Here is a 26,720-nt window from a genome sequence, read left to right as displayed (position 1 = left end):
CGACAGCCGACGAAGCGCTTCTGAACCGCGCCTATGTCTATGCGATGAAGATGCATGGCTCGCAGCTGCGGGCCTCGGGCGATCCCTATTTCGCCCACCCGATCCAGGTCGCGGGCATACTGACCGACTACAAGCTCGACACCGCCACCATCGTCACAGCCCTGCTGCACGACGTGGTCGAGGACACCTCGGCGACGCGCGACGACATCGCCGGCATGTTCGGCGAAGAGGTCGCCGTTCTGGTCGAGGGCGTGACCAAGCTGAGCCGGCTGGAGCTTCAGGCAGAGCACACGCGCCAGGCCGAGAACCTGCGCAAGTTCATCCTGGCCATCAGCCGGGACGTGCGGGTGCTGCTGGTCAAGCTGGCCGACCGTCTGCACAACATGCGCACGCTTCAGTATGTGAAGCCCGAGAAGCGCGAGCGGATCAGCCGCGAGACGCTTGAGGTGTATGCGCCGCTGGGCCGGTCGATCGGCATCCACTCGATTGCGTCCGAGCTGGAAGAGTTGGCCTTCACCCACCTGAACCCGACCGCCAAGACCGCCATCGAGCGGCGGCTGGAGGCGTTGAAGCTGGAACACGGCCGTGCCATCGAAGGCGTCGCAGGCGAGGTCGAGCGCGTGCTGTCGGAGGCGGGCCTGACGGCCAATGTCTATGGCCGCCAGAAGACGCCCTATTCGATCTGGCGCAAGCTGCAGCGCAAATCGGTCGGGTTCTCGTCCCTGTCCGACATCTATGGCTTCCGCGTCATCGTCGAGGCGGAAGACGACTGCTATCGCGCGCTGGGCGTGATCCACCGCGAATGGCCGATGGTGCCCGAGCGGTTCAAGGATTTTATCTCGACGCCCAAGTCGAACAACTATCGCTCGCTGCACACCACCGTCGTCGGGCCGCGCGGCCTGCGTATCGAGATGCAGATCCGCACCGAGGAGATGGACCGGATCGCCGAGGACGGCGTCGCCGCCCACTGGCGCTACAAGAACAAGTCCTATGGCTTCGACCGCGAGGCGATGGAGCAGGGCGGTGGGCGTGACCCGCTGCAGAACCTGCGCCATCTGGTGCAGGTGATCGAGCACGGCGAGGGCGGCGAGGACTGGGTCGAGCACGCCAAGCTCGAAATGTACCTGGATCAGGTGTTCGTCTTCACGCCCAAGGGTCAGTTGGTGACCCTGCCGCGCGGCGGCATGCCTCTGGACTTCGCCTATGCCGTCCACACCGAGGTCGGGGACACGGCGGTCGGGGTCAAGGTCAACGGCGAGTTGAAGCCGATGCGGACGCCACTTCAGAACGGCGACGTGATCGAGATCATTCGGGGCTCCAAGCGCGAAGTACCCGCCGACTGGCGCAGCCTGACCGTCACGGGCCGTGCGCGATCCGCCATCCGTCGCCACATCCGCACGTCGGAGCGGGAAGAGTTCATCAAGCTGGGCCGGGTGGCGCTGGATCAGACGCTGGGCCGCGTAGAGAAGTCCCTGACCGACGTGTCGTTGAAGCCGGTGCTGGAGATGCTGGCGGTCGCCAATGACGAGGATCTGTTCGACGGGCTGGGCCGGGGCCGCCTGTCGCCGACGACCGCCGCTGAAATCCTGTTCCCTGCGCTGAAGGGGCGTCTGAAGGCCGGGCCGGAGAAGCAGCGGATCGAGGGCGACAAGGCGCGGCTGTTCGTGCGCGGCGGCGGGCTGACGCCCGGCGTGACGGTGCATTTCGGCCAGTGTTGCACCCCGGTGCCGGGCGATCGGATCGTGGGGATTCTGGAACCCGAGTCCGGCCTGACGGTGCACACCATCGATTGCCAGACCCTGGCTGCCTTCGCGGACGACGATTCGGTCTGGCATGATCTGCAGTGGACGCCACAGGCCGAAACGGATGCGGTGGCCGCCGCGCGTATTCGCGCGACGATCCGCAATGCGCCAGGCGTGCTGGGCCAGGTCACGACCCTGATCGGCGAGGCCGGCGGCAACATCATCAACCTGTCGATGGCGCACCGTCAGCAGGACTTCTTCGACGTCGACGTGGACGTCGAGGTTGAGGACGCCAAACACGCGACCATGATCATGGCGGCGCTGCGGGCAAATCCGTCGGTCGATTCCGTCGAGCGCGCGCGGGGCGAATGAGCGAGCCGGTCAAGCCGAACGCGGCCCAGATGGCGTCGGCGTCCTATCGCATGGCGGCGATGGATCAGGACTTCCTGCTGGGCGATTCCATGCGCGGGGTCCGCTTCCTGATGGAATACGCCAAGCCGGAGGATGCGCTGAGAGCCTGGGGCGTGCGCTCCACCATCGTCGTCTTCGGCAGTGCGCGCATCCGTGAGGGCCATCGCTGGTACGAAGAGGCGCGCGCCTTCGGTCGGCTGGCGTCCGAGCGGGGCGGGGCGTTTCGGGGTTCCGTGGGCGAGCCGCGCGACAACGTCATCGCCACCGGCGGCGGGCCAGGCATCATGGAGGCGGCCAATCGCGGCGCAGTGGACGCCGGGGCGCCCTCCGTCGGCTTCAACATCATCCTGCCGCATGAGCAGGAGCCGAACGCCTATTCCACCCCGGAACTGACCTTCCTGTTCCACTATTTCGCGATGCGGAAGATGCACCTGGCGATGCGGGCCAATGCGCTGGTGGTGTTTCCGGGCGGGTTCGGCACCTTCGACGAGATGTTCGAGATGCTGACCCTGCGCCAAACGAAGAAGGCGCCGCCTGTGCCGGTCGTGCTGGTGGACAAGGCCTACTGGACATCGGTCATCGGTTTCGATACTCTGGTCGAGCACGGAATGATCGCGCGCTCGGATCTGGATCTGATCGGTTTCGCCGAGGATGCCGAGGGCATATGGGCCGAACTGCTGTCGCGCGGGCTGCGTCCGAACGAAAACATCGAATGAAGCGTCGCCGGAGGGTTCATCCGCGCGCGATCCGGGTCTAGAGACGACGCATGAACACTGAAGACGTCCTCAACGAGTTTCGCGACGCCGGCGCCCTGCGCGAAGGCCATTTCGTCCTGTCGTCGGGCCTGCACAGCCCGGTCTTCCTGCAGAAGAACCTGGTCTTCATGGACGGGGCGCGCTGTGAGCGGCTGTGCAAGGCCTTGGCCGACAAGATCGTCGCCACGGTCGGCCCCGTCGATGTCGCCATCTCGCCGGCTGTGGGCGGCATCATCCCCGGCTATGAAACCGCCAAACACATGAAGGTCCGTTCGATGTATGTCGAGCGCGAAGGCGGCCAGTTCAAACTGCGTCGCGGCTTTTCAGTCGAACCGGGCGAGAAGGTCGTCATGGTCGAGGACATCGTCACGACCGGCCTGTCGTCGCGTGAATGCATCGCCGCCATCCAGGCGGCCGGGGGCGAGGTGGTGGCCGCCGCCTGTATCGTCGATCGGTCGGGCGGCAAGGTGGAGGTGGGGGTGCCGCTGATCGCCCTGGCCTCGCTGGAGGTGCCGGCCTATGCGGCCGACGCCCTGCCGCCGGAACTGGCCGCGCTTCCGGTGGAAGATCCCGGCAGCCGCAGATTGTCGAAGTAGAGCCATGCGCGAACCGGTCAGGCTGGGCGTCAACATCGACCACGTCGCCACCGTGCGCAATGCGCGCGGCGGGACGCATCCCGATCCGGCCCGCGCAGCCGAAGCGGCCCTCGCGGCGGGCGCGGACGGCATCACCGCGCACCTTCGGGAAGACCGCCGCCACATCACCGACGCCGACATCGACGTGCTGAGCGCCCTGTGCGCGCGGGCGGGCAAGCCGTTGAACTTCGAGATGGCGGTGACCGAAGAAATGCTGGCCATCGCCATGCGCCATCGGCCCCATGCGGCCTGTCTTGTGCCCGAGCGGCGCGAGGAGGTCACGACGGAGGGTGGTCTGGCGGTCGCGGGTCACGAGGCGCGCATCGCTCCTGTGGTGAAGGCTCTGACGGATGCCGGCATCCGCGTCTCTCTGTTCATCGAACCTACTGAGGCGCAGGTCGAGGCTGCGGCCGCCGTAGGCGCTCAGGTGGTGGAGTTCCACACCGGACGCTATTGCCATCTGACCGATCCCGGCGAGCGCGAGGTCGAGTTCGAACGCCTGGCCGCCGCCGCCGCACAGGCCGACATCCTGGGGATGGAGGTTCATGCGGGTCACGGGCTGGATTACGACACGGCGCCGCGCATGCTGGCGATCCCCGAGATCCGCGAACTGAACATTGGCCATTTCCTGATCGGCGATTCGATCTTCATCGGTCTGGACGGCGCGATCCGGCGCATGCGGGCCGCGATGGATGCGGCGAAATGATCATAGGTGTCGGCGCGGATCTGTCGGACATCCGCCGCATCCAAGCCTCGCTGGATCGGTTCGGTGATCGCTTCAAGACCCGCTGCTTCACCGAGCTGGAACGCACACGGTCCGACCGCAAGCCTGATCCGGCCTGGAGCTACGCCAAGCGTTTCGCGGCCAAGGAGGCCTGCGCCAAGGCGTTGGGCACGGGAATGCGGGCCGACGTCTATTGGCGCGACATGGGGGTGGTGAACCTGCGTTCCGGTCAACCGACGATGGCTTTGACCGGGCATGCCGCCGATCATTTGGCGCGGCTGACGCCGGCCGGACATGAGGCGAAAATCCACCTGACGCTGAGCGACGAACATCCCTATGCGCTCGCCTTCGTGGTGATCGAAGCCTTGCCGCAGTCGTAATCAAGTTATAGGCGTGCGCGATGACCGCGCAGACGCGGCGAGGATGCCTGATCGCATGAGCGAAGACCAAAAGCCCGACGACGCCAAACGCGACGCCACTCCCGAAGAGCGATTTGCGGCTTCGGAGGCGGACGCTCCGGTCAAGTCGGTGCAAGAGCCGACCACGTCGAACCACAAGGTCTATGCGCAAAAGTCCGGCGGTCGCGACAAGACGCCGTCCGCAGCCAGCGAAACCGGCGAAATCTTCAAGACCATCGTCTTCGCACTGCTGATCGCGATGGTGCTGCGGATATTCCTGTTCCAGCCCTTCACCATTCCGTCGGCCTCGATGGAGCCCAACCTTTACGAAGGCGACTATATCGTCGTGTCGAAGTGGTCGTACGGCTTCTCGAAACACTCGATCCCCTTCAGCCCGCCGCTGTTCGACGGCCGGATCATGGGCTCGGCGCCCAAGCGCGGCGACGTCGTCGTGTTCAAACTGCCGCGTGACAACAAGACGGACTTCATCAAGCGCGTGATCGGCCTGCCCGGCGACCGCATCCAGATGATCGCCAACAAGCTGTATATCAACGACAAGCCGGTTCAGGACGTCGTGGTCAGCGAGCAGGAGATCAACGACATCTTCGGCCCGCGTCCGGTGACCGAGGTGCGCGAGACCCTGCCGGAAGGCAGAAGCTTCATGACCCAGGACTTCGGTCCCGGAAACGATCTGGACGACACCCCGGTCTATGAAGTCCCGGCCGGCCATTACTTCATGATGGGCGACAACCGCGACAACTCGATCGACAGCCGTGTCGAACAGTCCAGCGGCGTGGGCATGGTCCCGGCCGAGAATCTGGTCGGCAAGGCGCAGATCATCCTGTTCTCCTGGAAGCCCGGTTCGTCGCTGTGGAACCCCGTCAGTTGGTTCAACGTGCGGCTCGACCGGTTCTTCAACGTCTTGAAGTAATGGCGAATACGCGAACCGAAGCCGTCGCGGCGCTGGAAACGCGTCTGGGACACACGTTCAAGGACAAGGCCCTGCTGGAGCGCGCCCTCACCCACGCCAGCGTGGGCGAGGGGGCGCCGGTCGGGATCCACGGTCCGCGCGACAACGAGCGGCTGGAGTTCCTGGGCGACCGGGTGCTCGGCCTGCTGGTCGCCGAGCGATTGTCGGCAGAGTTTCCGACGGCCGATGAAGGCCAGCTTTCGTCCAGTCTGCATGCCCTGGTCGACAAGACGGCCTGCGCCCGCGTCGGCGAAGCGCTGGGCGTCGGCCCAGCCTTGCGGCTATCGCCGGGCGAGACCAAGACCGGCGGGCGTCGCAAGGCGGGCGTCATCGCCGATGCAGTCGAGGCCATACTGGCGGCAGTCTATCTGGATGGCGGCCTTGATGCGGCGCGGACCTTCTTCAACGCCGCCTGGGCCGACGAACTGTCGGCTCCGCCGTCGCGGACCGTCACCAATCCCAAGTCGGCGCTTCAGGAGTGGGCGCAAGGCAAGGGCAGGCCGCTGCCGACCTATCGCGTGTCGGATCGGACGGGTTCGGATCATGCGCCCACATTCACCGTCGAAGTTTCCGTGCAGGACGTGCAGCCCTTGACCGCGCAAGGGCGTTCGCGTCAGGAGGCGGAGAAGGCGGCCGCAACGGCTCTCCTCAAACGTGAAGGCGTCATTTGACCGATTTCGAAAACCAGCGCGCGGGCTTCGCCGCCATAATCGGCGCGCCGAACGCCGGCAAGTCCACGCTGGTGAACCGGCTGACCGGGTCCAAGGTCTCGATCGTCACGCAAAAGGTGCAGACGACGCGCTTTCCCGTGCGCGGCATCGCGATGGAAGGCGACGCCCAGATCGTGTTGGTGGACACGCCCGGCATCTTCACCCCGCGTCGTCGTCTGGACCGGGCCATGGTCGCCTCGGCCTGGGGCGGCGCACAGGACGCAGACATCGTCGTTCACCTGATCGACGCCCAGTCGCACATCAACTCGGAAGGTCGTGAAGGCACGGCGGCGGATCGCCGCTCGGCCGAGGACACCGAGACCATTATCGCCAACCTGCAGTCCACCGGCACCAAGGTGGTGCTGGCGCTGAACAAGATCGACGGCATGCGCCGCGACACCCTGCTGGCCCTGTCGCAGAAGATGTTCGAGAGCGGCGTCTATTCCGAGGTCTATATGATCTCGGCCGCCAACGGCGATGGCGTCGAGGACCTGAAACAGCGTCTGGCCCTGTCCATGCCCAAGGGGCCGTGGCTCTATCCCGAGGACCAGGCGGCTGATGTGCCGGTTCGGGTTCTGGCGGCGGAGATCACGCGCGAGAAGGTCTATCTGCGCGTCCATGAAGAGCTGCCCTATTCGGCGGCGGTCGAGACGACCAGTTTCGAGGAACGCGCCGACGGCTCGGCCCGGATCGAACAGACCATCTATGTCGAGCGTGAGAGCCAGCGGCCCATCGTCCTGGGCAAGGGCGGTCAGACGCTGAAATGGATCGGCCAGAAGTCGCGCGAGGAGCTGAACGAGCTGCTCGGTCGCCAGGTCCACCTGTTCCTGACCGTCAAGGTCGATCCGAAATGGCAGGACTCGCGGGCGCTCTATGCCCAGTTCGGTCTGGATTTCGACGTCTGAGTTCCTGTGTTTGAAGTACCGCGTACCGCTGGGGGCCATCCCCGGCTCGTTCTGGGCGTCCTTGGGGCGCTGATCCTCGGCGGCGCGGTCTGGGGCGGCATCGCTACGGCTGTTCCACCCAAGACCGATGCAGCCTTGGTGACGGAGCGGGCTGATGCCCCGCCGCGTCCGCCCTTGGTCGTGGTTCAGGATTTGCCGCAACTGGCTGCGCGGATGGATCGCGAGGCGGCGGCAGGCCGGTTCATGGGCGCGGTTCTGGTGGCCAAGGGCGACCGTGTGCTGTTCCGCCAGGTCTATGGCAAGGCCAACTACGAACAGGACCGAGCGCTGGCGCTGGATTCCCGCTTCCGCCTGGCCTCGATCTCGAAACAGTTCACGGCGACGGCGATCCTGAAGCTTCAGGACGAGGGCAAGCTGAACGTCTCCGACCCTGTCTGCAAATGGATACAGCCCTGTCCCCAGGCTTGGGCGTCGGTGCGGATCAGCCATCTGCTGTCCCACACCTCGGGCATTCCCGACCTGATGGCGCGGCCCGGCTGGGGCATGCGCCGCACGACGCACGCGACGCTGGATGAACTGACCGAGGATTCGAAGCAGTTCGGCCTGCAGTTCGAGCCGGGGACCAAGGTCCGCTACGACAACGCGGCGTTCAACCTGGCCGCCGCCATCGTCGAAAAGGCTAGCGGTCAGCCTTACGAAACCTATATGCGTGATGCCTTCTTCAAGCCCCTGGGCATGAAGGACAGCGGGCTGGATCTGGACGGCGGCGACCACGACGTCATCATGGGCTACGCCAACTTCCCCGGCGGCCTGGCGGCCCAGCCGAACGCCAATACCTCCATCGTTGCGGGGGCGGGTGCGGTCTATTCGACGTTGGACGACCTGCTGGTCTGGCAAAGGGCGCTGCATCGCGGCGCGCTGCTGAAGCCGGGCAGTTACCAGCAGATGCTGGCCGACCATGCGCCGGCAGACACGAAGCCGAACGAGCACAGCCATCCGCGTCGGGACTGGGGCTTCGGCATCTTCTCGAACCGTCTGGGCGATCAGGTCCAGCCTAGTTTCCAGGACCGCCAGATTTATCACACCGGCAGTTGGGGCGGGTTCCGCAACCTTATGCTGTATCAGCCTGAGGCCGACGTGACGGTGATCGTCCTGTCGAACAACTATCATCTGCGCGACCAGGTGTTTCTGATCAGCCAGCAGGCGATGGCCGAGGCACTGGGCCGCGAGTTCCCGACCACGCTGGCGCGCTGAGACATCCGCCTGGTTTCCCAATGGGGAGAACAGGACTAGAACAGCCGCATGATCGCCCTTTTCGCCGCACTCGCCCTGTCCGCGTCTCCGATGCAGGCTTCGGATGACCCCGCCGTCGCCGCAGGCGTCATTCTGGACCGGATGCATGAGGCCGCGTCGCGCGCTGATGGCGACGCCTATTTCGATCTCTTCACCCCCGACGCCCGGTTTATCGGCACGGATGCGACCGAGCGCTGGTCGCTGGCCGAGTTTCGCGCCTATGCGACGCCGTTTTTCTCGCGCGGCAAGGGCTGGACCTATCGGCCGCATGACCGGGTGGCGACCCTGGCGCCGGGCGATTGTCGGTGCATCGTCTGGTTCGACGAACTGCTCGACAACGACGCCTATGGGCTGACGCGAGGATCGGGCGTGCTGCGTCTGACCGACGAGGGCTGGAAGATCGAGCAATATGTCCTCAGCTTCACGGTGCCGAACGACAAGGCCAAGGGCGTGGTCGGACTGATCGCCGAAGGCCCGGCCGACTGATGGACTTTCACGAAGAGGCGTTCGTCCTGTCGGCGCGCAGCCATGGCGACACCGGCGCCGTGGTCGACCTGTTGACCGAGAACCACGGCCGGCGCTCGGCCTATGTCGCGGGCGGGGCGTCGCGCAAGATGAAGCCCTTCCTGCAAGCCGGGGCGCGGGTCGTGGCGGATTATCGCGCGCGGACCTCGGATCATCTGGGCGCTGCGCGGCTGGAGCCGGTAGGCGAGGGGCCCAGCGCCCTGTTCGACGACGCCCTGGCGCTGACCGGGTTGGCGGCGGCGGCCGGTGTCGCGCAAGGCGCCTTGCCCGAGCGCGAACCGCATCCTGGCGTCTTTCTGGCCTTCGAGGCGCTGATGGCGGCCTTCGCCCTGCCGGATGTCTGGCCCGCCATCTTCGTGCGGTTCGAGGCGGGGCTGCTGGAAGACCTGGGGTTCGGTCTCGATCTGTCGAAGTGCGCGGCGACGGGCACTGCCGACGACCTGATCTACGTCAGCCCCCGCACCGGCCGGGCGGTCAGCCGCGACGCCGGCGCGCCCTATGCCGACAAGATGCTGACCCTGCCGCCCTTCATGCTGGGCGCACAGGCGGGGTTGATCGATGGCGACGTGAAGGCGGGGTTCGACCTGACCGGGCATTTCCTCGAACAGTTCGTGTTCCACCCGCAGAACAAGCCCCTGCCGCCGGCGCGCGTCTGGATGCTGGACAAGCTGGCCGACGCCGGCCGCCTCTAGACGCCGGGCTCCTAGCCGAAAGTGAAGGCGAAGACCTGGACGCCGGGATCCAGGAACTCGATCTCGAACGTCCGCTCGCGCACCGGGCCGGTCTGGCGGACGAGTTGATAAAGCCGCTCGCCGTCGATGCGGCCCATGCCCTGGGCGTCGATGTCGCTGCCTGCGTTGGGGCCGGGCGCGACGGCATCGACAAGGACGCGGAAACGCGGCTGGTCGCCGGTCTTGCTCGGCCCCATCACCAGGTGCAGGTCGCGCGCCTTGAAGCGGAAGGCGACGCGACCTCCTGCAGCCTGAAGATCGGCGTGTTCGCGGGTGACCCTCCAGCGGCCGGACAGGGTCCAGCCGTTCAGTTGCAGCGGCGCGGCGACGTAATCCTTGATCACGTCATTGGCCAGGCCGCCCGGTGAGCGGAAGTTCTCGGCGCGGGCATAGCCGACATAGGTTTCCGGCGATTCGACCTGGGCCATGTCGGCGGCGGCCTCTGCGCCCTGGGCCTGAACGTCGACCACGTCGCGGGCGACGTCAGCCGCGCCGGCCTCTTTCAAAAGCTGCTGAATGACCCGTTCGGAGCCGTCATAGTCGCCCTCGCCGAAGTGGTGGTGACGAATCTGGCCCTTGGCGTCGATGAAGTAGTGGGCGGGCCAGTACTGGTTCTTGAACGCGCGCCAGATGGCGAATTCGTTGTCCATGGCGACCGGATAGGTGATGCCCAGCCGCTGAATGTTCTGGCGGACGTTGGCCTCGGATTTTTCGAAAGCGAACTCGGGCGTGTGGACGCCGATCACCACCAGACCCTGATCCTTGTACTTCTCGGCCCAGGCGCGGACGTAGGGGATGGAGCGGATGCAGTTGATGCAGGAGTAGGTCCAGAAATCGACCACCACCACCTTGCCGCGCAGTTGCTCCGTCGTCAGGGGCGGCGTGTTGATCCAGGTCGTCGCGCCGGTCAGCGGGGGCATCATGCCCTCGACCGGCAGGTTGGCCAGGTCGGTCGGGGCTTCGTTCGTCGGCATGCCGCGACCGGTGCTGCTCAGCAGCGCCTGTTCGATCCGGCCCGTGCTGGCGGCCGAGATGCGGGTCAGCAAGCCCGTGTCGGCGCCCAGGCCGATGATGACCACGCCGATCAAAACCAGCACGCCCAGCCCGCGGCGGACCCATTCGCCGACGCCCAGCGCACCCTTCATGGCCTTGAACACACGACCGCCGACCAGCAGGGCCAGACCCAGGGAGGTCGCTGCCCCCGCCGCATAGGCCAGCAGCAGCACCGTCGTGCCGACGCCCGCGCCCTGAAGCGCGGCGCCCGTCAGGATCACGCCCAGGATCGGCCCGGCGCACGGCGCCCACAGCAGACCCGTCGCCACGCCGAGCAGCAGGGAGGCCCGCACCTCGCCCTGATCCCCACTGTGACGTTCAGCACGATCCGTCAGCCATGAACCGGCGGCGACGAACGGCCGCATCAGGCGGTCGCCCAAGGCGGGGAGCAACAGGCTGAGGCCCAGCACGGCCATGACCGCCAGGGCGATCCACCGTCCGACTTCGTTGGCGCGAACCGCCCAACCCCCACCCAGCGCCGCCAGGGTCGCCACGCCAGCGAAGGTGACGGCCATCCCAACCAACAGCGGAAATCCGTTGCGCAGGAAGGGGCGACCGGCACGCGCGAAAACGAACGGCAGGACCGGCAATATGCAGGGGCTGACGATGGTCAGGACGCCAGCGAGATAGGAGAGCAGGAACAGGATCATGGCGCGGCCTGACGGGGAGGGTGGTTCTTCCCTACGTTCGAACCGACGGGCCGGTTGGTTTCATCGCCGCGGAAAATGTTCGCGGCTCGTCGGATTTCTTCGGCCAGCGTCCGCACGAGTTGATTCGCCGGCATGACGCGGGCCAGCGGCGCGCCCTGTCCGGCCCATTGGGCGGCGTAGCCGTCGTCGCCGGCGGCCTTGGCCGTTGTGTTCAGCGCCTTGCCGATGTCGTAGGCGCGGGGATAGGCGGCGACAGCGTCGGTTTGCGCCTGGCGCATGAAGGCGTTCTCCATCCCTCTGGCGGGCCGACCGGACAGCACGGCGGATACGCGGGTCCGCTGGGCCTCCTGACCCGCCATCGCCCGTCGATAGACAGTATCGGCCGAGGATTCGGGGCAGGGGACAAATGCCGTGCCCATCTGGACCCCGTCCGCGCCCAGCGTCATTGCCGCCACAATGCCTGCGCCGTCCATGATCCCGCCCGCCGCAATCACGGGAATGGTCAGCCGGCTGGCCAGCAGTCGGGTCAACGGCAGGGTTGCGAATCTCAGGTCGTCGGCGGGGTCAAACACGCCGCGATGGCCTCCGGCCTCCCAGCCCTGGGCCACGACCATGTCGATGCCGGCGTCCTGAACGGCTTGCCCCTCGGCCGGCGAGGTGGCGGTCGCAAGCAGGAGGACGCCAGCGGCCTTCAGCGCGGCGATCTGCTTCGGCTTCGGCAGGCCGAAATGAAAGCTGACCACGGCCGGGCGTTCGTCCAGCAGAACCGCCAACTGAGCGTCGTCGTCGAGGAAGCTGGGATAGATGTTGCGCAACTGCTCCGGCGGCTGCGCATCGAACGGCGCGAACAGGGGGCGCAGGAGTTCGATCCACGCCTGGTCCCCAGCCTGATCCGGCGCAGCGGTGACATGGCAGAAGACGTTGACGTTGAACGGTCGGGCGGTGAGGGCGCGGGTCGCCTGAATCTGACGCCGGGCTTCCTCGGCGTTCACGGCGCCGATCGCGATGGAGCCCAGCGCCCCCGCGTTTGAGACGGCGGCAGCCAGCGCAGGCGTCGAGGTTCCCGCCATCGGCGCCTGGATGATCGGATAGTCGAGGCCGATGGTTTGCGTCAGTCGGCTGTTCACGATGCGCTCCTTGGTCGCCTTTGCAGTTAGGCGTCGTTGAGGCCCCGCGAAAGAGCGGACCTTCCTGACGAACATCCACGCATCGTCTGGCCTCGCGCCAACTATCCCCGACTTAGGCGCAGCTTCGGGCTAGACTTCCGGCTTCCCATCCCCGATTCGCTGGCCCATGACGATCCACGCTCCGCCGCCGGAAGGCGGCCGTATCATCGACGAGCCGATGGAGACGGCCCTCAGCCGTCGCTATCTGGCCTACGCCCTGTCGACCATCACCAACCGCGCCCTTCCCGATGTTCGGGACGGGTTCAAGCCCGTGCACCGGCGCATCCTGTACGCCATGCACCAGATGCGGCTGAACCCGCAGGCGGCGGCGCGCAAATGCGCCAAGGTCGTCGGCGAGGTGATGGGCGGATACCACCCGCACGGCGACGCCTCGATCTATGAAGCCCTGGTGCGCCTGGCCCAGGACTTCGCCCAGCGCTATCCGCTGGTCGACGGTCAAGGGAACTTCGGCAATATCGACGGCGATAGCGCCGCGGCCATGCGCTACACCGAGTGCAAGCTGACCCCGGCGGCCGTGCTGCTGCTGGACGGAATCGATCAGGACTCGGTCGATTTCCGCGCCACCTATGACGATCAGGACGAGGAGCCGATCGTCCTGCCGGCCGGCTTCCCCAATCTGCTGGCCAACGGCTCGTCCGGTATCGCTGTCGGCATGGCGACCTCGATCCCGCCGCACAATGTCGGCGAACTGATCGACGCCTGCCAGATGCTGCTGGAGCGGCCCGAGACGACGACGGCCGAACTGGTGCAACTGGTGCCGGGCCCTGACTTCCCGACCGGCGGCGTGGCTGTCGAAGGCCATGCCTCCATCCTGGACGCCTATGAGACGGGCCGGGGCGGGGTGCGTCTGCGCGCGCGTTGGGAAACCGAGGACCTGGGGCGCGGCGTGTGGCGGATCATCGTCACCGAGATGCCGTACCAGGTGCAGAAGTCGCGCCTGATCGAGGCGCTAGCGGACCTGATCGAGCACAAGAAGGTGCCTCTGCTGGGCGATGTGCGCGACGAGTCGGCCGAAGACATTCGCCTGATCCTGGAGCCCAAGAACCGCACCATCGAGCCTGAAATGCTGATGGAAAGTCTGTTCAAACTGTCCGATCTGGAAGTCCGCTTCCCGATCAACATGAACGTGCTGGACGCCACCGGCACGCCGCGCGTCATGGGGCTGAAGGAGTGTCTGCGCGCCTTCCTGGATCACCGTCGTGTGGTGCTGAACCGGCGTTCGCAGTGGCGGATCGAGCGGGTCGAGAAGCGGCTGCACCTGTTGGAAGGCCTGCGCATCGTTTTCCTCAACCTGGACGAGGTGATCCGCATCGTCCGCGAGGAGGAGCAGCCCAAGGCGGTGCTGATCGCCCGCTTCGGCCTGACCGAAGCCCAGTCCGACTATATTCTCGACACCCGTCTGCGTCAGTTGGCGCGGATCGAGGAAATGGCGATCGAGAAGGAATTCAATGCGCTGTCGGAAGAACTTGCGCATCTGCAGGCGCTGACGTCGTCGGAGGGCAAGCAGTGGAAGGCCGTGTCCAAGGAACTGGAGGCGGTGCGCAAGGCGCTGATCTCGCCGCGTCGGACCACCATCGCCGAGGCCGTCGACAGTTCGGCCTTCGTCGCGCCCGAAGCCTTCATCCCGCGCGAGGCGATCACCGTTATCCTGTCGGAACGCGGCTGGATCCGCGCCGCCAAGGGCAAGGTCGAGGATCCGTCGGAGTTGAAGTTCAAGGAAGGCGACCAGTTGGCCTACCTTGTGCCGGCCTATACAACCGACAAGCTGCTGGTGGCGGCGTCGGACGGGCGCATTTTCACCATCGGGGCCGACAAGCTGGCGTCAGGTCGCGGGCATGGCGAGCCGCTGCGCCTGATGATCGATCTGGACGAGAAGGCCGAGATCATCAACGTCCTGGCGCATCAGCCAGGCGGGAAACTGCTGATCGCGTCGAAGGCGGGTTACGGCTTCATCGCCCCGGAAGACGAGACCCTGGCCCAGAAGCGGGGCGGCAAACAGGTGCTGAACGGCGACCTGCTGGCCGTTCTGCGGGTGACCGGAGACCACGTCGCGACGATCGGCGAGAACATCAAGACGTTGATCTTCCCCCTGGCCGAACTGCCCGAGATGGGACGCGGCAAGGGTGTGCGCCTGCAAAACTTCAAACAGGGCGGCCTGGCCGACGTGACTGTGTTCAACGCTGAACAGGGCCCCGAGTGGGCAGACGGCGGCGGACGCCGTCGCAACTGGCCCGACTGGAAGGACTGGCTGGGCAAACGCGCCGGCGCCGGTCGCCAGGGGCCGCGCGGCTTGAGGAAGTTCAGGTGAGACGACTTTGCGATCTTCGGTCGGCATACTAAGCCATAAGCGATGAAGATACCTTCGCCCGAACGACGAACTCGCGAGCTTCATGATGTCGATGCGGACATCTTTGAACGCGAGATCGTGGCCGGCGGTCGACCAGTGGTGATGCGGGGGCTGGTCGATCATTGGCCAGCGGTGAGGGCTGGAAAAGCAGGGGGAGAAGCACTGGCTGCGTACCTGTCGCCCTTCACGAGGGCTGAACCTGCGCCGGTCCTTCGAACCCCACATGATCAGGCAGGGCTGTTCTTTTATGATGAGGCGTTGACGGGGACCAATTTCGAAACGCTTCGGATGCCGCTCATCGCTCTGTTCAAGGGTCTATTGGATTTGGACGGTACGGAGCATCCGCCTTCTCTGGCAGCGCAATCCATGCCGGAACCGGCGGCCGCTCCAGGTTTCAGTGCAGCAAACCCACCGCCTGTGGCGGTGCGAGGCGCTGTGGCGCGGCTTTGGATCGGCAACGCCGCCGTCGTTCAGACCCACCACGACATGAACGCCAATGTGGCCTGTGCGGTCGCGGGTCGATGGCAGTTCATCTTCTTTCCACCCAGCCAGACCGGAAATCTCTATGTCGGCCCGTTCGAGCGAACATTGGCGGGCCCGCTGACCAGCATGGTTCGTCTGGATGCGCCGGATCACGAGCGATTTCCGAACTTTCATCTGGCCTGGGCGCAGGCGGAGGTCGCTGATCTAGGCCCAGGCGACGCGATCTACATTCCCTACATGTGGTGGCATCACGTCCAGTCTTTCGACCCTTTCGCGATGCTGGTGAACTACTGGTGGAACGAAGCCTCGGCGGAGCTACGTCCGATGGAAGCGTTGATCCACGCCATGCTCGGCGTCCGCGATCTGCCGTACGAGCAGCGCGAGGTCTGGCGCAGCATGTTCGAAGCTTTCGTGTTCGACGCAGGCGAGACGCCCGGCGCACATCTTCCAGAGATGACACGGGGCATGCAGGGGCGACTTTCCCAAGCCCGTGCAGACCATCTCAAAGCCGCGCTGGCGGCGAACATCACCCGGCGGTCCTAGGTCAGAACAGAACGGCCGGGTTCATGATCCTCTTCGGGTCTATGGCGCGACGGATGGCGGCCATGGTTTCGATCTCCAGGGGCGACTTGTAGCGTTTGACCTCTTCGGTCTTCAGCCGGCCCAAGCCGTGTTCGGCGGAGATCGAGCCGTCATAGGTTCCGACAACGTCGTGAACCACTTGCGAGCCCTCCTTCCAGCGGCCGATGAAGGCGGGGATGTCCTGACCCAAGCCCGGCAGGATGTCGTAGTGCAGATTGCCGTCGCCGACGTGGCCGAAGACCGAGATGCGGGCGCCGGGGTGGAAGCGTTCGACGGCGGCCGAGGCTTCGTCGATGAATTCGGCGATACGGCTGATGGGGACGGAGACGTCGTGTTTCCAGCCGCCGCCCTCGGGCTTGAGCGCCGCCGAATGTTCTTCGCGCAGACGCCAGAAGGCCGCGCGCTGGGCGTCGTTCTGGGCGATGGCGGCGTCGGTGATCAGGCCTTGCTCGAAGGCGACTTCCAGCAGGGCCTCCATCTGGGCCTCGGCGCCGCCCGGCGTGCCGGACGCAATCTCGATTAGGACATACCAGTCGGGAGTCGAGTCCAGCGGTTCGCGGGTGTCGGGGATGTTCTTGAGCACGAGTTCCATGCCCAGCCGCTTCATCAGCTCGAAGGCCTCGACCCCGCCGCCGGTCTCGGCCTTGGCGCGGGCCAGAAGCTCGACCGAGGCGGCGGCCGTCTCCAGGCCGACGACGGCGACCGCGCGCGAACGCATAATGGGGAAGAGTTTCAGAGTGGCGGCGGTGACGACGCCCAGCGTGCCCTCGGCGCCGATCAGTAGCTGTTTCAGGTCGTAGCCGGTGTTGTCCTTGCGCAGGCGCTTCAGGCCCCGGAAGATTTCACCATTGGGCATGATGGCCTCAAGGCCCAGCACCAGGTCGCGCATCATGCCGTAGCGCAGCACCTGGGTGCCGCCGGCGTTGGTGGAGATGACGCCGCCGATGGAGGCCGACCCTTCCGCCGCGAGGCTGAGCGGGAAATAACGACCGGCCGCCGTCGCCGCCTGCTGGGCTTCCAAAAGCGTCAGACCGGCCTCGACCGTCATGGCGTCGTCCAGCGGGGTCACGTCGCGAACGGCGCGCATCTTGCGGGTCGACAACAGGACCTCGCCGAAAGGAATCTGGCCGCCGACCAGGCCGGTGCCGCCGCCATGCGGGGTGATGGCCACGCCTTCGCGGGCGCAGATGGTCACGGCCCTGGCCGTCTCCTCGACCGAGCGGGGGGTCAGAAGGATCGGCGTATTGCCGGTCCAGCGATTGCGCCATTCGGTCAGGGACGGGGCGATGACCTCGGGATCCTGGGTCCAGCCGCCCGGACCCAGCGCGGCTTTTAGTTCATCGAGCACGGCGGGGGAGGGAGCGGGCGTCTGCATGCCCCCTTTTGTCAGGCGTCGTCGTTCGGTGGAAGGGCCGCGAGGGCCTCAGACGTCGAGTTCTTCTTTCACGAACTGCGCGTTTTCCTGAATGAACTGGAAACGGGCGTCGGCGCGCTTGCCCATCAGGCGTTCGACCAGGTCCTCGATGTCGGTCTCGGCATCAGGAACGGTGATTCGCGCCAGGGTCCGCTTCTTGGGATCCATGGTGGTCTCCTTCAGCTGGGAGGCCATCATTTCGCCCAGGCCCTTGAACCGGCCGATCTCGGTCTTCTTGCCCTTGAAGACGGTGGCCAGCAGTTCGTCACGGTGGGCGTCGTCGCGGGCGTATTCGCTCAAGGGGCCGGCCGAGATCCGATAGAGGGGCGGCAGGGCCATGAAGACCCGGCCCTGGCGGATGGTCTCGGGCATGACGCGATAGAAGAACGTGATCAGCAGGGCCGCGATGTGGGCGCCGTCCACGTCGGCGTCGGTCATGATGACGATCCGCTCGTAGCGCAGGTCGTCAATGTTGAAGCGGTTGCCGGGCTGAACGCCCATGGCCAGGGCCAAGTCGGACAGTTCGATATTCTGGCGCAGCTTGTCCGCCGTCGCGGAGGCGACGTTCAGAATCTTGCCGCGCAGGGGCAGGATGGCCTGGGTCGTGCGGTCACGCGCCTGTTTGGCTGAGCCGCCGGCCGAATCGCCTTCGACGATGAAGAGTTCGGTGCCCTGGGCTGATTGGCGGCTGCAGTCCGACAGCTTGCCCGGCAGGCGCAGCTTGCGGGTGGCGGCGGCGCGTTGGACCTCCTTGTCCTTGCGACGGCGCAGGCGGTCTTCGGCGCGGTCGATGACGAAGCCGAGCAGGGCGTTGGCCTGTTTGGGGCTCTCGGTCAGCCAGTGGTCCAGCGGGTCGCGGAGCAGTTGCTCCACGATGCGCGTGCCCTCGGGCGAGGACAGGCGGTCCTTGGTCTGGCCCTGGAACTCGGGATTACGGATGAAGACGCTGATCAGGGCGCCGGCGTTGGCGATGACGTCCTCGGCCGTGATGATGGCGGCGCGCTTCTCGTTGGTCAGCTCACCGTAGGATTTCAGACCCTTGACCAGGGCGGCGCGGAAGCCGGCCTCGTGGGTGCCGCCGTCGGGGGTGGAGACGGTGTTGCAGTAGGACTGGATGAAGCCGTCGGATTCGCCAAAGCCGATAGGCGACCAGGTGACGGCCCATTCGAAGGCCCCCGCCTCGCCCTGGCGCTCGGCGCGGCCGGCGAAGGTCGGGGTGACGGTGTCCAGTTCGCCGATCCGGTCCACCAGAGCGTCTGCCAGACCGCCGGGGAAGTGCAGGCTGGCCTGGGTCGGGGTGGCATCGGTGATGCGCTCGGGCGCGCAGGTCCACCGGATCTCCACGCCGCGGAACAGATAGGCCTTGGAGCGGGCCATGCGGAACAGGCGCGCGGGCTTGAAGGCGGCGCCCATGCCGAAGATTTCGTCGTCGGGCTTGAAGCGGATCAGGGTGCCGCGCTTCTTGGACGGGCCGATCTGCTGGATGGGGGCCAGGACGGCGCCGCGGCTGAACGCCTGTTTCCATTCGAAGCCGTCGCGCCAGACGGTGACCTCGACGCTTTCGCTCAGCGCATTGACAACCGAGACGCCGACGCCGTGCAAACCGCCTGAGGTTTCATAGGCTTTGCCGGAAAACTTGCCGCCTGAGTGGAGGACGGTCATGACCACTTCCAACGCCGACTTGCCGGGGTGTTTGGGGTGGGGGTCGACCGGGATGCCGCGCCCGTCGTCGCGGACCGACAGATAGCCCTCGGCGTCCAGATCCACGGTGATCAGCTTGGCGTGTTTGGCCACCGCCTCGTCCATGGCGTTGTCCAGGACTTCGGCGAACAGATGGTGCAGGGCCCGCTCGTCGGTGCCGCCGATATACATGCCGGGGCGTTTGCGGACGGGTTCCAGCCCTTCGAGCACCTCGATTGAGGAGGCGGAATAGGCGTTGGCGCTGCCGGCCGTCGGCGTGGCGGCTGCGGTTGGAGCAGGGGATGGCGCAGGCGCGGGGGGCGCCTCGGGCGGTTTCACCGACACAGGTTTAGGAGGCTCGGGTTTGCGAGCTTCGGGTTCGTCGTCAAAAGCGAAGAGGTCGGCGGCCATTCACATAGTCTGAGGCGATTCGGGAGCGGGTCTGGTAGGCCCGTGAGGCCGGTCGAGCAAGCGGCGCGCGAACAGGGGCCGGATCGAAGGTCACGGCGCGGGCCATGATCGCCAGCATCAGTATCCACGGCAGGTTGGCGTGGGTCAGCAGGACGCTCTCCGACAGGCTCAAGGCTGTGAACACGGTCAGATAGGCGATGCTCCAATAACCTTCGCGCGCGCCCAGCCCGTTCAGCCGCGCGACGATCAGGATCGCCGAGATCGCCATGACGGCGCCGACCGCCACCGCGCCGGGCCAGCCTAACTGGACCAGCAGGTCGATCCAGCCGTTGTGCGCAGACGGTACGGGCCACTGGGTCTCGATGCGGATTTCGCGAGCGGGAATGGAGTCCACGCCCCAGAAGGCGCTGAAGCCATAGCCGGTCCAGGGACGCTCGGCGACCTTGCGCATCAGGGCCTCCCAGATCAGGGTGCGGCCGGTCAGGGACGGGTCCTTGCCCAGGGCTTCCAGTATGGCGGCGGAATCGGAGTTCCACAGCCAAGTGGCGGCCGCCGCCGTGATGACGCCCAGCCAGATTCCGGCGACCGTGATCACGGCGCCGCCCTGTTTCAACGCCCACCAGCCTCCCACCATGCCCAAGCCCAGGCCCCAACACAGAAGCGATGTCTTGGACTGGGTGGCGAGCACCAGAAGCGTGGTCAGGCCCAGGGTCAGCAGGCAGACCCAGAAACGGTTGCTGCGTCCGGCGATATGATCGGCGGCCAGGGTCGCTGCGGCTGAAACGGCGCCGACCACCATCACCAGCCCCATCTGGTTCTTTTCGTACCAGAGGCCGCGCCAAAGGCCGGCGTTGTCGAACTGGTGCACGCCTACCTGGGGATAGCCGAACACCATGAGAAGGCTGCCGATCGCCATCACCAGCCCGGTGTACATCAGGACGCGCGGGAGGGCGTCGTCGCGGAAGCGGGCGCCCAGATAGATGGCGAAGGCGCTGTTGATGGCCATGGCGATCACCCGGCGCTCGGTCACGCCGGGATCGATGGACCAGTATTTGGAGACGAAACACAGGGCGACCAGGCCGAACATCATCAACCAGGCCGGCCAGGCCCGAATGACCTTGTCGAAGCGAAACACGATCAGGCCGGCGATGACGGCATAGACGGGCAACCAGATGAACCGCAGGATCGGCGTCTCGACCTGGGTCGGGGCGATGACGGGAGCGATCAGGGCGCCGGTCAGCATGAAGACGACGAAACCGGCCGCCCACTGTTCCCACAGCGGCGGCGAATCATCCGGGGTCTGAACGGGCGGTTCGCGCACGGGCGCACAGTCCTTTACGGCGCTTAAGGAACCGTGAGTGCGGCGGTGAAGGCGGCGAGGCCTCGTTCCAGATCGGCGATCAGGTCGGCGGGGTCTTCCAGACCGATATGGATGCGGATCAGTTCGCCCTCCAGCACGGGCGGATGGTCGCGATAGGCCATCTGATGGGTCTCGTGGGTGATCAGACTTTCGAACCCGCCCCAGGAATAGCCGAGACCGAACAGTGTCAACGCATCGAGGAACGCCTCGCCCGCCGCCTTATCGCCGCCCTTCATGACCACGCCCATCAGGGAAGCCGCGCCGGTGAAATCCCTTCGCCACAGGTCGTGGCCGGTCGAGCCGGGCAGGGGCGGGTAGAGGACGCGGGAAACCTCGGGCTGCGCTTGCAGCCATTCCGCGACGGTCAGGCCCGACCTGGCCTGTTCCGCATAGCGCAGCGGCAGGGTCCGCAAACCGCGCAGCGCCAGCCAGGCGTCATCGGGCGACACATGCCACCCTAGATCCTCGATGGTGTCGCCGATGGCGCGCAGGCAAGCGGGGGCATTCGAGGCGATGCTGCCCATCAGCACGTCGGAATGACCGCCGACGTATTTGGTGACGGCCTGGACGCTCACATCCACCTCATGGGCCAGCGGGCGATAGGCTAGGCCGGCGGCCCAGGTATTGTCGACCACCGTCAGGACGCCTCGCGCGCGGCAGGCCTGGGCCACGGCGGCGAAATCGACCATTTCGAACGTCAGGGATGATGGCGACTCCATCAGCACCAGGCGCGTCCGGTCGCCCAAGGCGGCGATGATGGCGGACGCATCGGCGTCGGCGGGGAGGAACCGGGTCGTGACGCCGCGTGCGGCCTGATAGCGGCTGAGGAAGCGACGCGTCGGTCCATAGACGGCGTCCGTGGTGATCACCTCGTCGCCCGGTCGCAGCAGCGCCAGAAGCGGAACCGTGACGGCCGCGAGGCCGGACGGGACCAGAAAGGCGTCCTTGGCGCCCTCCAAATCGGCCAAAGCCCTTCGGAGATCGCGCGCCGCACTGGTTCCGCTGAGCCCATAGGTCGGGCCGCCCGTCTCGTCGCGCATGACGCCGGCGGTGTCGCTGAGCATGGTCGAGGCGCGCTCGATGGGTGGGTTGACGCCGCGGCGGCCCTGACCCCGACGTGTGGCGGCGGCGATCAGGCGGGTGCGGTCCGAATGCGGCGACATGGCGTTTCCGATGGGTTGCGGATCGGAGCCTAAAGGCCTCTAAAGCCAGCGGGGCGCAAGCGGCGAGGGATTGGAACGCGATGCGGTGCTGGATGATCGGAACGATGGCGGCGGTGCTGCTGACGGCCGCGTGCGGGCGGCAGGACGCCGATCCGACGCCGGAGACGACCGATGTCGCACCGACCGCGACAACGCCCAGCGCCGTTCCCGAAAGCCCGACGCTGGCGGCGATCAAGCGGCGCGGCCGCCTGAACTGCGGCGTCCATCAGGGACTGGTCGGGTTCGCCTATACCGACAATCGCGGTCAGTGGCGCGGGTTCGACGTGGACTTCTGCCGCGCTACGGCGGCGGCCGTGCTGGGCGACGCCAATGCCGTGCGGTTCGTGCCTCTGTCGGCGACGGATCGGTTCGCGGCGCTGAACGACGGCCGGATCGACGTGCTGTGGCGCAACTCGTCCTGGACCATGAGCCGTGACGCGGGCGAGGGGTTCGTCTTCGCCGGCATCAACTATTACGACGGCCAGGGTTTTCTGGTACGGCGGTCCTTGAACCTGAACAGCGCGACCGAGTTGAACGGCGCTCGGGTCTGCGTTCAATCCGGCTCAACCTCGCAAATCAACGCCGCCGATTATTTCCGGTCGCGTGGCATCGAATATCGGCCTGTCGTCTTCGAAACCGAAGAGGCGGCGCGCGACGCCTATGGCCGCGAGGATTGCGACGCCTTTAGCGCCGACATCTCCGCCCTGGCCGCCGCCCGGACCGTTCTGACCAACCCCAACGAACATGTGATCCTGTCGGACGTAGCGTCCAAGGAGCCGCTGGGGCCGGTCGTCAAGGCGGGCGACGAACGTTGGGCCTCGACCGTTCGCTGGACCCTGAACGCCCTGATGCTGGCCGAGGAGCTGGGGGTGACAAAGGCCAGTGTGGAAGAGCAGTCCAAGGCCGCGACAGACCCGCGCGTCCGGCGTCTGCTGGGCGCCGAGGGCGAGTTCGGCCCCATGCTGGGGCTGTCGGAGACCTGGGCCAAGGACGCCGTTGGGGCGGTCGGCAATTATGGCGAGATCTTCGAGCGGAATCTGGGGTCGCAATCGGCGCTCGACCTGGCGCGCGGTTTGAACGCACAATGGAACGCGCGCCCGGCCGGCTTGATCTATGGTCTGCCGATCCGATAAGCGCCGACGTTTGTATCGCTTCCTGGGGGATAGATGACCGAGACGAAACGTGGCGGCCTCGCGCTGCACTGGCTGATGCTGATCGGTTTCGCCGTGGGTCTGGGCGGCGGTCTCATCGTCAATCTGACGTTGGGCGCCGACACGGGCTGGGTCGTCTGGCTGACGGACAACGTCACAGGGCCGTTGGGTCAAATCTTCCTGCGCCTGCTGTTCATGATGGTCATCCCCCTGCTGTTCTCGGCCCTGGTGGTCGGGGTGGCCGAGATGGGCGATCTCAGCTCGCTGGGACGCGCAGGGATCAAGACGCTGGTGCTGACCATACTGGTATCCAGCATCGCCGTGGTGATTGGCCTGGTGATGGTCAACTTGTTCCAGCCCGGACGGGGCGTCGATCCCGTATTGGCGCAACAGTTGCTGAATCAAGGGCGCGACGGCGCCGCCAGCATCGTGAGCGGCGCGCCAGAGACGATCCAGCTGGGCGACTTCTTCCTAGAGTTGATCCCGTCCAACGTCTTCACGGCGGCTGCCGAGAACCAGATTCTGCCGGTGATGGTGTTCGCCCTGTTCTTCGGCATAGGCCTGGTCATGGCCAAGTCGCCCGCGACCGACCGCCTGCAGCAGGTCATCGAGGGCCTGTTCGAAGTCACGATGAAGCTGATCAACCTGTTCATCAAACTGGCGCCCATCGCCATCGCCTGCCTGATGTTCAACCTTGCGGCCCTGTTCGGCTGGGACCTGCTGGTGCGGCTGGCGGCCTATGTGGGCGTTGCCGTGGGCGCCATGGCAATCCACATGTTCGTGGTCTATCCGCTGGTGATCTGGATCCTTGGCGGCCGTTCGCCCATCGCCTTCTTCAAGGGCGTGCGCGAGCCGATGGTGGTGGCCTTCTCGACCGCCTCGTCCAACGCCTCGCTGCCGGTGTCGCTGAAGGCGGCCGAGGAAGAGCTGAAGCTGCCGCGCAAGATCGCGCGTTTCGTACTGACGGTCGGCGCCACCGCCAACCAGAACGGCACGGCCCTGTTCGAAGGGGTGACAGTCCTGTTCCTGGCCCAGTTCTTCGGCATCGATCTGACGATCACCCAGCAGGTCATCGTCATGCTGGTCTGCATACTGGGCGGGATCGGCACGGCGGGCGTGCCGGCCGGTTCGCTGCCGGTCGTGGCGATGATCCTGGTGATGGTGAAGGTGCCGCCCGAAGGCATCGGCCTGATCCTGGGCGTGGATCGCTTCCTGGACATGTGCCGCACGACGCTGAACGTCACCGGCGACCTGGTGCTGGCGACCGTGGTGTCACGTGGCGAAGAGGACGACGCTGTCGAAGCCGACGATGTCGTGCCCGTAGCGCCGCCGGCCTGAGGTTCAGACGGTCTCGACCGGGGTGTCCTCGCGGGCGCCCCATTCGGACCAGGACCCGTCGTAGAGGCGTGACGAGCGACCCAGCTCGGCCAGGCCCAGGGTCAGGATGGCGGCGGTGACCCCGGAGCCACAGGTGGTGACGATGGGCCGGTCTATGTCCACGCCGGCCTCGGTGAAGGCCTGCTCCAGCTCCGAACCGCGCTTCATCGTGCCGTCCTCGTTCAGCAAGCGGCCGTAGGGCAGGTTGAGCGCGCCCGGCATATGACCGCTGCGCACGCCGGGACGAGGTTCGGCGGCCTGGCCATTGAACCGAGCAGCGCCACGCGCATCAAGGATCTGCACGCTTTGGGCCAAGGCGTCGCGAACGTCATCGATCGAGGCGACAGACTCGCGGGAATCTGCGGCTTCGAAGTGGGTCACGACGGCTTCCGATCCGCCAGTCTGCACGGGGCGGCCATGCGCCAGCCAACTCGGCAGGCCGCCGTCCAGCACCTGAACGTGTTTGGCGCCCATGGTCTTCAACATCCACCAGACGCGGGCCGCCGAGAACAGGCCGGCCGTGTCGTAGACGACGATCCGGTCGTCGTTCCCGATGCCGAGGGCGCCGACAGACGCCGCGAACGATTGCGGCGACGGCATCATGTGGGGCAGGGCGCTGTCGCGGTCGGACACGGCGTCCAGATCGAAGAAGACGGCGCCGGGGATATGGGCCTGTTCGAACTCAGAGCGGGCGTTCCGGCCGTCCAGATGCCAGCTGCCGTCTACGATGCGCAGGCCGGGTTCCCCGAGGCGGGCAGCCAAGTTTTCGGTGGAGATCAGAAAGCTCATGGTCGGGACAGGGCCAGTTGGATGACGTCGGTGCGGCGGGAGCGGAAGCCGGCCTCGCAATAGGCGAGATAGAAGCGCCATAGTCGCCGGAAACGCTCGTCGAAACCGGGAATCCTGCTGATCTCGGACCAACTCGCCTGGAAGCGCTCGTCCCACCGTTTCAGGGTGGAGGCGTAGTCGAGACCGAACCTTTCGACGGCCTGCCAAGAAAGGCCTGCCGCTGAGGTGACGGGCGCCAATCGCTCCTCCGAAGGCAGCATCCCGCCAGGGAAGACGTACTTCTGAATGAAGTCGGTGCGGGCGTTGTATTCCTCGAACAGGACGTCCTGGATGGTGATGATCTGCAGCCCCGCCACGCCGCCCGGCTTGAGGACATCGCGGACCTTGTCGAAATAGGCGGGCCAGTATTCCTTGCCGACCGCCTCGAACATTTCGATGGAGGCGACGCGGTCGAACTGGCCCTGGACGTCGCGATAGTCGACCAACTCGACCCTGGCTTTTTCGGTTAGCCCCGCGTTGAAGAGCCTTTGCTGGGCGAAGTCGTGCTGCTCCTTGGAGATGGTGATGCCGGTGACGTCCGCGCCGATCTCACGCGCCGCAAACTCTGCGAAACCGCCCCAGCCGCAGCCGATTTCCAAGACCGACATGCCGGGTTTCATGTCCATCATCCGGGCCAGGCTGGCGTATTTCTCGCGCTGCCCGGCCTCCAGCGTCTCGTCCTCGCGACTGAAGCGCGCCGACGAATAGGTCATCGAGGCGTCCAGCCAGTTCAGATAGAAGGCGTTGCCCAGGTCGTAGTGGGCGTGGATGTTCTTCCTGGAGCCCGTGCGGCTGTTGCGGTTGCTGCGATGCGACAGCCAGTTGACCGCCATCATCAGCCAGTTGCCGTCGAACAGGCGGCGGATGTGGTCGTAATTATCGACCAGGGTCTCCAGCAGGGCGGCCAGATGCGGGCTGTCCCATTCGCCGGCCATATAGCCCTCGGCGAACCCGATGTCGCCGGCGGACAGGACACGGCGCGCGAAGCCATAATCCTTGACGTGCATCACGCCGCTGGGGCCCGGCTGTTCGCCTTCCACCACATGGGCCTCGCCGTTCGGCAGATGCACCGTCAGACGTCCGTAGGTCCAGTTGGAGGCGAGCAGGCGCAGCAGCATCGCAAAGACGCGGGGCGTCCGGGCGGCGGCGGCCTCCAGGTCGGTCGTGGCGAGACTCATGATGAACCTTTCTGCGCG

At 66.1% G+C, this 26,720-nt stretch carries 23 protein-coding genes; 15 read left to right on the top strand and 8 right to left on the bottom strand.

The window, feature by feature from the left end; all coding sequences use genetic code 11:
• The first annotated feature begins 44 nt into the window (after positions 1 to 44).
• Genes ACP7BH_RS03155 through recO form a run of 11 tightly spaced genes read left to right on the top strand, consistent with a single transcriptional unit; the run spans position 45 to position 9,760 of the window.
• Entirely contained in the window at positions 45 to 2,114 is a 2,070-nt protein-coding gene (locus tag ACP7BH_RS03155) for a RelA/SpoT family protein (protein ID WP_425983793.1), read from the top strand.
• Positions 2,111 to 2,869 carry a TIGR00730 family Rossman fold protein gene (locus ACP7BH_RS03150; protein ID WP_425983795.1) on the top strand — a complete coding sequence of 253 codons (759 nt, stop codon included), beginning with the start codon at positions 2,111 to 2,113 and terminating at the stop codon, positions 2,867 to 2,869. Before ACP7BH_RS03155 ends, ACP7BH_RS03150 begins: the two co-directional genes overlap by 4 nt.
• A 50-nt stretch (positions 2,870 to 2,919) precedes the next feature.
• Complete coding sequence (gene pyrE / locus ACP7BH_RS03145; RefSeq protein WP_425983797.1) at positions 2,920 to 3,504, top strand: orotate phosphoribosyltransferase; 585 nt, start codon at positions 2,920 to 2,922, stop codon at positions 3,502 to 3,504.
• A 4-nt stretch (positions 3,505 to 3,508) separates the two neighbouring features.
• A complete protein-coding gene (locus tag ACP7BH_RS03140; RefSeq protein ID WP_425983799.1) occupies positions 3,509 to 4,249 on the top strand; it encodes a pyridoxine 5'-phosphate synthase in 741 nt (246 codons plus the stop codon).
• Complete coding sequence (gene acpS, locus ACP7BH_RS03135) at positions 4,246 to 4,647, top strand: holo-ACP synthase (RefSeq protein WP_425983801.1); 402 nt, start codon at positions 4,246 to 4,248, stop codon at positions 4,645 to 4,647. The genes ACP7BH_RS03140 and acpS overlap by 4 nt, the downstream gene beginning before the upstream one ends.
• Positions 4,648 to 4,702: 55 nt before the next feature.
• Entirely contained in the window at positions 4,703 to 5,596 is an 894-nt protein-coding gene (gene lepB, locus ACP7BH_RS03130; RefSeq protein ID WP_425983803.1) for a signal peptidase I, read from the top strand.
• Positions 5,596 to 6,306, top strand: coding sequence for a ribonuclease III (gene rnc, locus ACP7BH_RS03125; RefSeq protein WP_425983805.1), 711 nt, complete (start codon positions 5,596 to 5,598; stop codon positions 6,304 to 6,306). The genes lepB and rnc overlap by 1 nt, the downstream gene beginning before the upstream one ends.
• Positions 6,303 to 7,250, top strand: coding sequence for a GTPase Era (gene era / locus ACP7BH_RS03120; RefSeq protein ID WP_135196008.1), 948 nt, complete (start codon positions 6,303 to 6,305; stop codon positions 7,248 to 7,250). Before rnc ends, era begins: the two co-directional genes overlap by 4 nt.
• Before the next feature lie 6 nt (positions 7,251 to 7,256).
• The gene (locus ACP7BH_RS03115; protein WP_425983807.1) at positions 7,257 to 8,504 is read left to right on the top strand and encodes a serine hydrolase domain-containing protein; all 1,248 of its coding nucleotides are present in this window, start codon (positions 7,257 to 7,259) and stop codon (positions 8,502 to 8,504) included.
• A gap of 48 nt (positions 8,505 to 8,552) precedes the next feature.
• Complete coding sequence (locus ACP7BH_RS03110) at positions 8,553 to 9,029, top strand: nuclear transport factor 2 family protein (protein WP_425983809.1); 477 nt, start codon at positions 8,553 to 8,555, stop codon at positions 9,027 to 9,029.
• A complete protein-coding gene (recO, locus tag ACP7BH_RS03105; protein WP_425983811.1) occupies positions 9,029 to 9,760 on the top strand; it encodes a DNA repair protein RecO in 732 nt (243 codons plus the stop codon). Before ACP7BH_RS03110 ends, recO begins: the two co-directional genes overlap by 1 nt.
• Before the next feature lie 11 nt (positions 9,761 to 9,771).
• Here the strand turns inward: recO and ACP7BH_RS03100 are convergent, their stop codons facing one another.
• Together ACP7BH_RS03100 and ACP7BH_RS03095 are read right to left on the bottom strand one after the other, a co-directional pair.
• Positions 9,772 to 11,502, bottom strand: a complete 1,731-nt coding sequence (locus tag ACP7BH_RS03100; RefSeq protein WP_425983813.1) for a cytochrome c biogenesis protein DipZ — start codon at positions 11,500 to 11,502, stop codon at positions 9,772 to 9,774.
• Positions 11,499 to 12,629, bottom strand: coding sequence for an NAD(P)H-dependent flavin oxidoreductase (locus ACP7BH_RS03095; protein ID WP_425983815.1), 1,131 nt, complete (start codon positions 12,627 to 12,629; stop codon positions 11,499 to 11,501). Before ACP7BH_RS03095 ends, ACP7BH_RS03100 begins: the two co-directional genes overlap by 4 nt.
• Before the next feature lie 166 nt (positions 12,630 to 12,795).
• Here ACP7BH_RS03095 and parC point away from each other — a divergent pair, with 166 nt between their 5' ends.
• Together parC and ACP7BH_RS03085 are read left to right on the top strand one after the other, a co-directional pair.
• Positions 12,796 to 14,997 (top strand): DNA topoisomerase IV subunit A, encoded by a 2,202-nt coding sequence (gene parC, locus ACP7BH_RS03090; protein ID WP_425983817.1) that lies wholly within the window; start codon positions 12,796 to 12,798, stop codon positions 14,995 to 14,997.
• A 42-nt stretch (positions 14,998 to 15,039) separates the two neighbouring features.
• Complete coding sequence (locus tag ACP7BH_RS03085; RefSeq protein WP_425983819.1) at positions 15,040 to 16,062, top strand: cupin-like domain-containing protein; 1,023 nt, start codon at positions 15,040 to 15,042, stop codon at positions 16,060 to 16,062.
• Between the two features lies 1 nt (position 16,063).
• Here the strand turns inward: ACP7BH_RS03085 and ACP7BH_RS03080 are convergent, their stop codons facing one another.
• From ACP7BH_RS03080 to metC, 4 genes are read right to left on the bottom strand one after another with little or no spacing between them, the layout of a single operon-like run.
• Positions 16,064 to 17,476 carry an FAD-binding oxidoreductase gene (locus tag ACP7BH_RS03080; protein WP_425983821.1) on the bottom strand — a complete coding sequence of 471 codons (1,413 nt, stop codon included), beginning with the start codon at positions 17,474 to 17,476 and terminating at the stop codon, positions 16,064 to 16,066.
• A gap of 48 nt (positions 17,477 to 17,524) precedes the next feature.
• Entirely contained in the window at positions 17,525 to 19,606 is a 2,082-nt protein-coding gene (locus ACP7BH_RS03075) for a DNA topoisomerase IV subunit B (RefSeq protein ID WP_425983822.1), read from the bottom strand.
• On the bottom strand, positions 19,581 to 20,927 hold the full coding sequence (locus ACP7BH_RS03070) for an O-antigen ligase family protein (RefSeq protein WP_425983824.1): 1,347 nt from the start codon (positions 20,925 to 20,927) through the stop codon (positions 19,581 to 19,583). The genes ACP7BH_RS03075 and ACP7BH_RS03070 overlap by 26 nt, the downstream gene beginning before the upstream one ends.
• A 23-nt stretch (positions 20,928 to 20,950) precedes the next feature.
• The gene (gene metC, locus ACP7BH_RS03065) at positions 20,951 to 22,129 is read right to left on the bottom strand and encodes a cystathionine beta-lyase (RefSeq protein ID WP_425983826.1); all 1,179 of its coding nucleotides are present in this window, start codon (positions 22,127 to 22,129) and stop codon (positions 20,951 to 20,953) included.
• Between the two features lie 92 nt (positions 22,130 to 22,221).
• On the opposite strand from metC, the gene ACP7BH_RS03060 reads away from it, so the two are divergent.
• Both ACP7BH_RS03060 and ACP7BH_RS03055 read left to right on the top strand, forming a co-directional pair.
• Complete coding sequence (locus ACP7BH_RS03060; RefSeq protein ID WP_425983828.1) at positions 22,222 to 23,301, top strand: amino acid ABC transporter substrate-binding protein; 1,080 nt, start codon at positions 22,222 to 22,224, stop codon at positions 23,299 to 23,301.
• Between the two features lie 33 nt (positions 23,302 to 23,334).
• Complete coding sequence (locus ACP7BH_RS03055) at positions 23,335 to 24,657, top strand: dicarboxylate/amino acid:cation symporter (RefSeq protein WP_425983830.1); 1,323 nt, start codon at positions 23,335 to 23,337, stop codon at positions 24,655 to 24,657.
• Positions 24,658 to 24,660: 3 nt separating this feature from the next.
• Here the strand turns inward: ACP7BH_RS03055 and sseA are convergent, their stop codons facing one another.
• Positions 24,661 to 25,485: a 3-mercaptopyruvate sulfurtransferase gene (gene sseA / locus ACP7BH_RS03050; protein WP_425983832.1), complete on the bottom strand. Its 825-nt coding sequence runs from the start codon at positions 25,483 to 25,485 to the stop codon at positions 24,661 to 24,663.
• A complete protein-coding gene (locus tag ACP7BH_RS03045) occupies positions 25,482 to 26,702 on the bottom strand; it encodes a class I SAM-dependent methyltransferase (protein ID WP_425983836.1) in 1,221 nt (406 codons plus the stop codon). Before ACP7BH_RS03045 ends, sseA begins: the two co-directional genes overlap by 4 nt.
• Positions 26,703 to 26,720 lie beyond the last annotated feature (18 nt).

It is taken from the genome of Brevundimonas sp. TWP2-1 (genome assembly GCF_049897645.1).
In the GTDB taxonomy this organism is placed as follows: Bacteria; Pseudomonadota; Alphaproteobacteria; order Caulobacterales; family Caulobacteraceae; genus Brevundimonas.
Note: the sequence above shows the minus strand (reverse complement) of the source record. Positions and strands in the feature narration are given on the sequence as shown.

Coding starts and splice junctions, on each gene's coding strand:
- recO (WP_425983811.1), top strand. CDS start 9,029: ATGGACTTTCACGAAGAGGCGTTCGTCCTGTCGGCGCGCAGCCATGGC.
- ACP7BH_RS03140 (WP_425983799.1), top strand. CDS start 3,509: ATGCGCGAACCGGTCAGGCTGGGCGTCAACATCGACCACGTCGCCACC.
- metC (WP_425983826.1), bottom strand. CDS start 22,129: ATGTCGCCGCATTCGGACCGCACCCGCCTGATCGCCGCCGCCACACGT.
- ACP7BH_RS03110 (WP_425983809.1), top strand. CDS start 8,553: ATGATCGCCCTTTTCGCCGCACTCGCCCTGTCCGCGTCTCCGATGCAG.
- pyrE (WP_425983797.1), top strand. CDS start 2,920: ATGAACACTGAAGACGTCCTCAACGAGTTTCGCGACGCCGGCGCCCTG.
- ACP7BH_RS03155 (WP_425983793.1), top strand. CDS start 45: ATGAAGATGCATGGCTCGCAGCTGCGGGCCTCGGGCGATCCCTATTTC.
- ACP7BH_RS03055 (WP_425983830.1), top strand. CDS start 23,335: ATGACCGAGACGAAACGTGGCGGCCTCGCGCTGCACTGGCTGATGCTG.
- ACP7BH_RS03100 (WP_425983813.1), bottom strand. CDS start 11,502: ATGATCCTGTTCCTGCTCTCCTATCTCGCTGGCGTCCTGACCATCGTC.
- sseA (WP_425983832.1), bottom strand. CDS start 25,485: ATGAGCTTTCTGATCTCCACCGAAAACTTGGCTGCCCGCCTCGGGGAA.
- ACP7BH_RS03085 (WP_425983819.1), top strand. CDS start 15,040: ATGAAGATACCTTCGCCCGAACGACGAACTCGCGAGCTTCATGATGTC.
- lepB (WP_425983803.1), top strand. CDS start 4,703: ATGAGCGAAGACCAAAAGCCCGACGACGCCAAACGCGACGCCACTCCC.
- ACP7BH_RS03045 (WP_425983836.1), bottom strand. CDS start 26,702: ATGAGTCTCGCCACGACCGACCTGGAGGCCGCCGCCGCCCGGACGCCC.
- ACP7BH_RS03150 (WP_425983795.1), top strand. CDS start 2,111: ATGAGCGAGCCGGTCAAGCCGAACGCGGCCCAGATGGCGTCGGCGTCC.
- acpS (WP_425983801.1), top strand. CDS start 4,246: ATGATCATAGGTGTCGGCGCGGATCTGTCGGACATCCGCCGCATCCAA.
- ACP7BH_RS03075 (WP_425983822.1), bottom strand. CDS start 19,606: ATGGCCGCCGACCTCTTCGCTTTTGACGACGAACCCGAAGCTCGCAAA.
- rnc (WP_425983805.1), top strand. CDS start 5,596: ATGGCGAATACGCGAACCGAAGCCGTCGCGGCGCTGGAAACGCGTCTG.
- ACP7BH_RS03080 (WP_425983821.1), bottom strand. CDS start 17,476: ATGCAGACGCCCGCTCCCTCCCCCGCCGTGCTCGATGAACTAAAAGCC.
- parC (WP_425983817.1), top strand. CDS start 12,796: ATGACGATCCACGCTCCGCCGCCGGAAGGCGGCCGTATCATCGACGAG.
- ACP7BH_RS03060 (WP_425983828.1), top strand. CDS start 22,222: ATGATCGGAACGATGGCGGCGGTGCTGCTGACGGCCGCGTGCGGGCGG.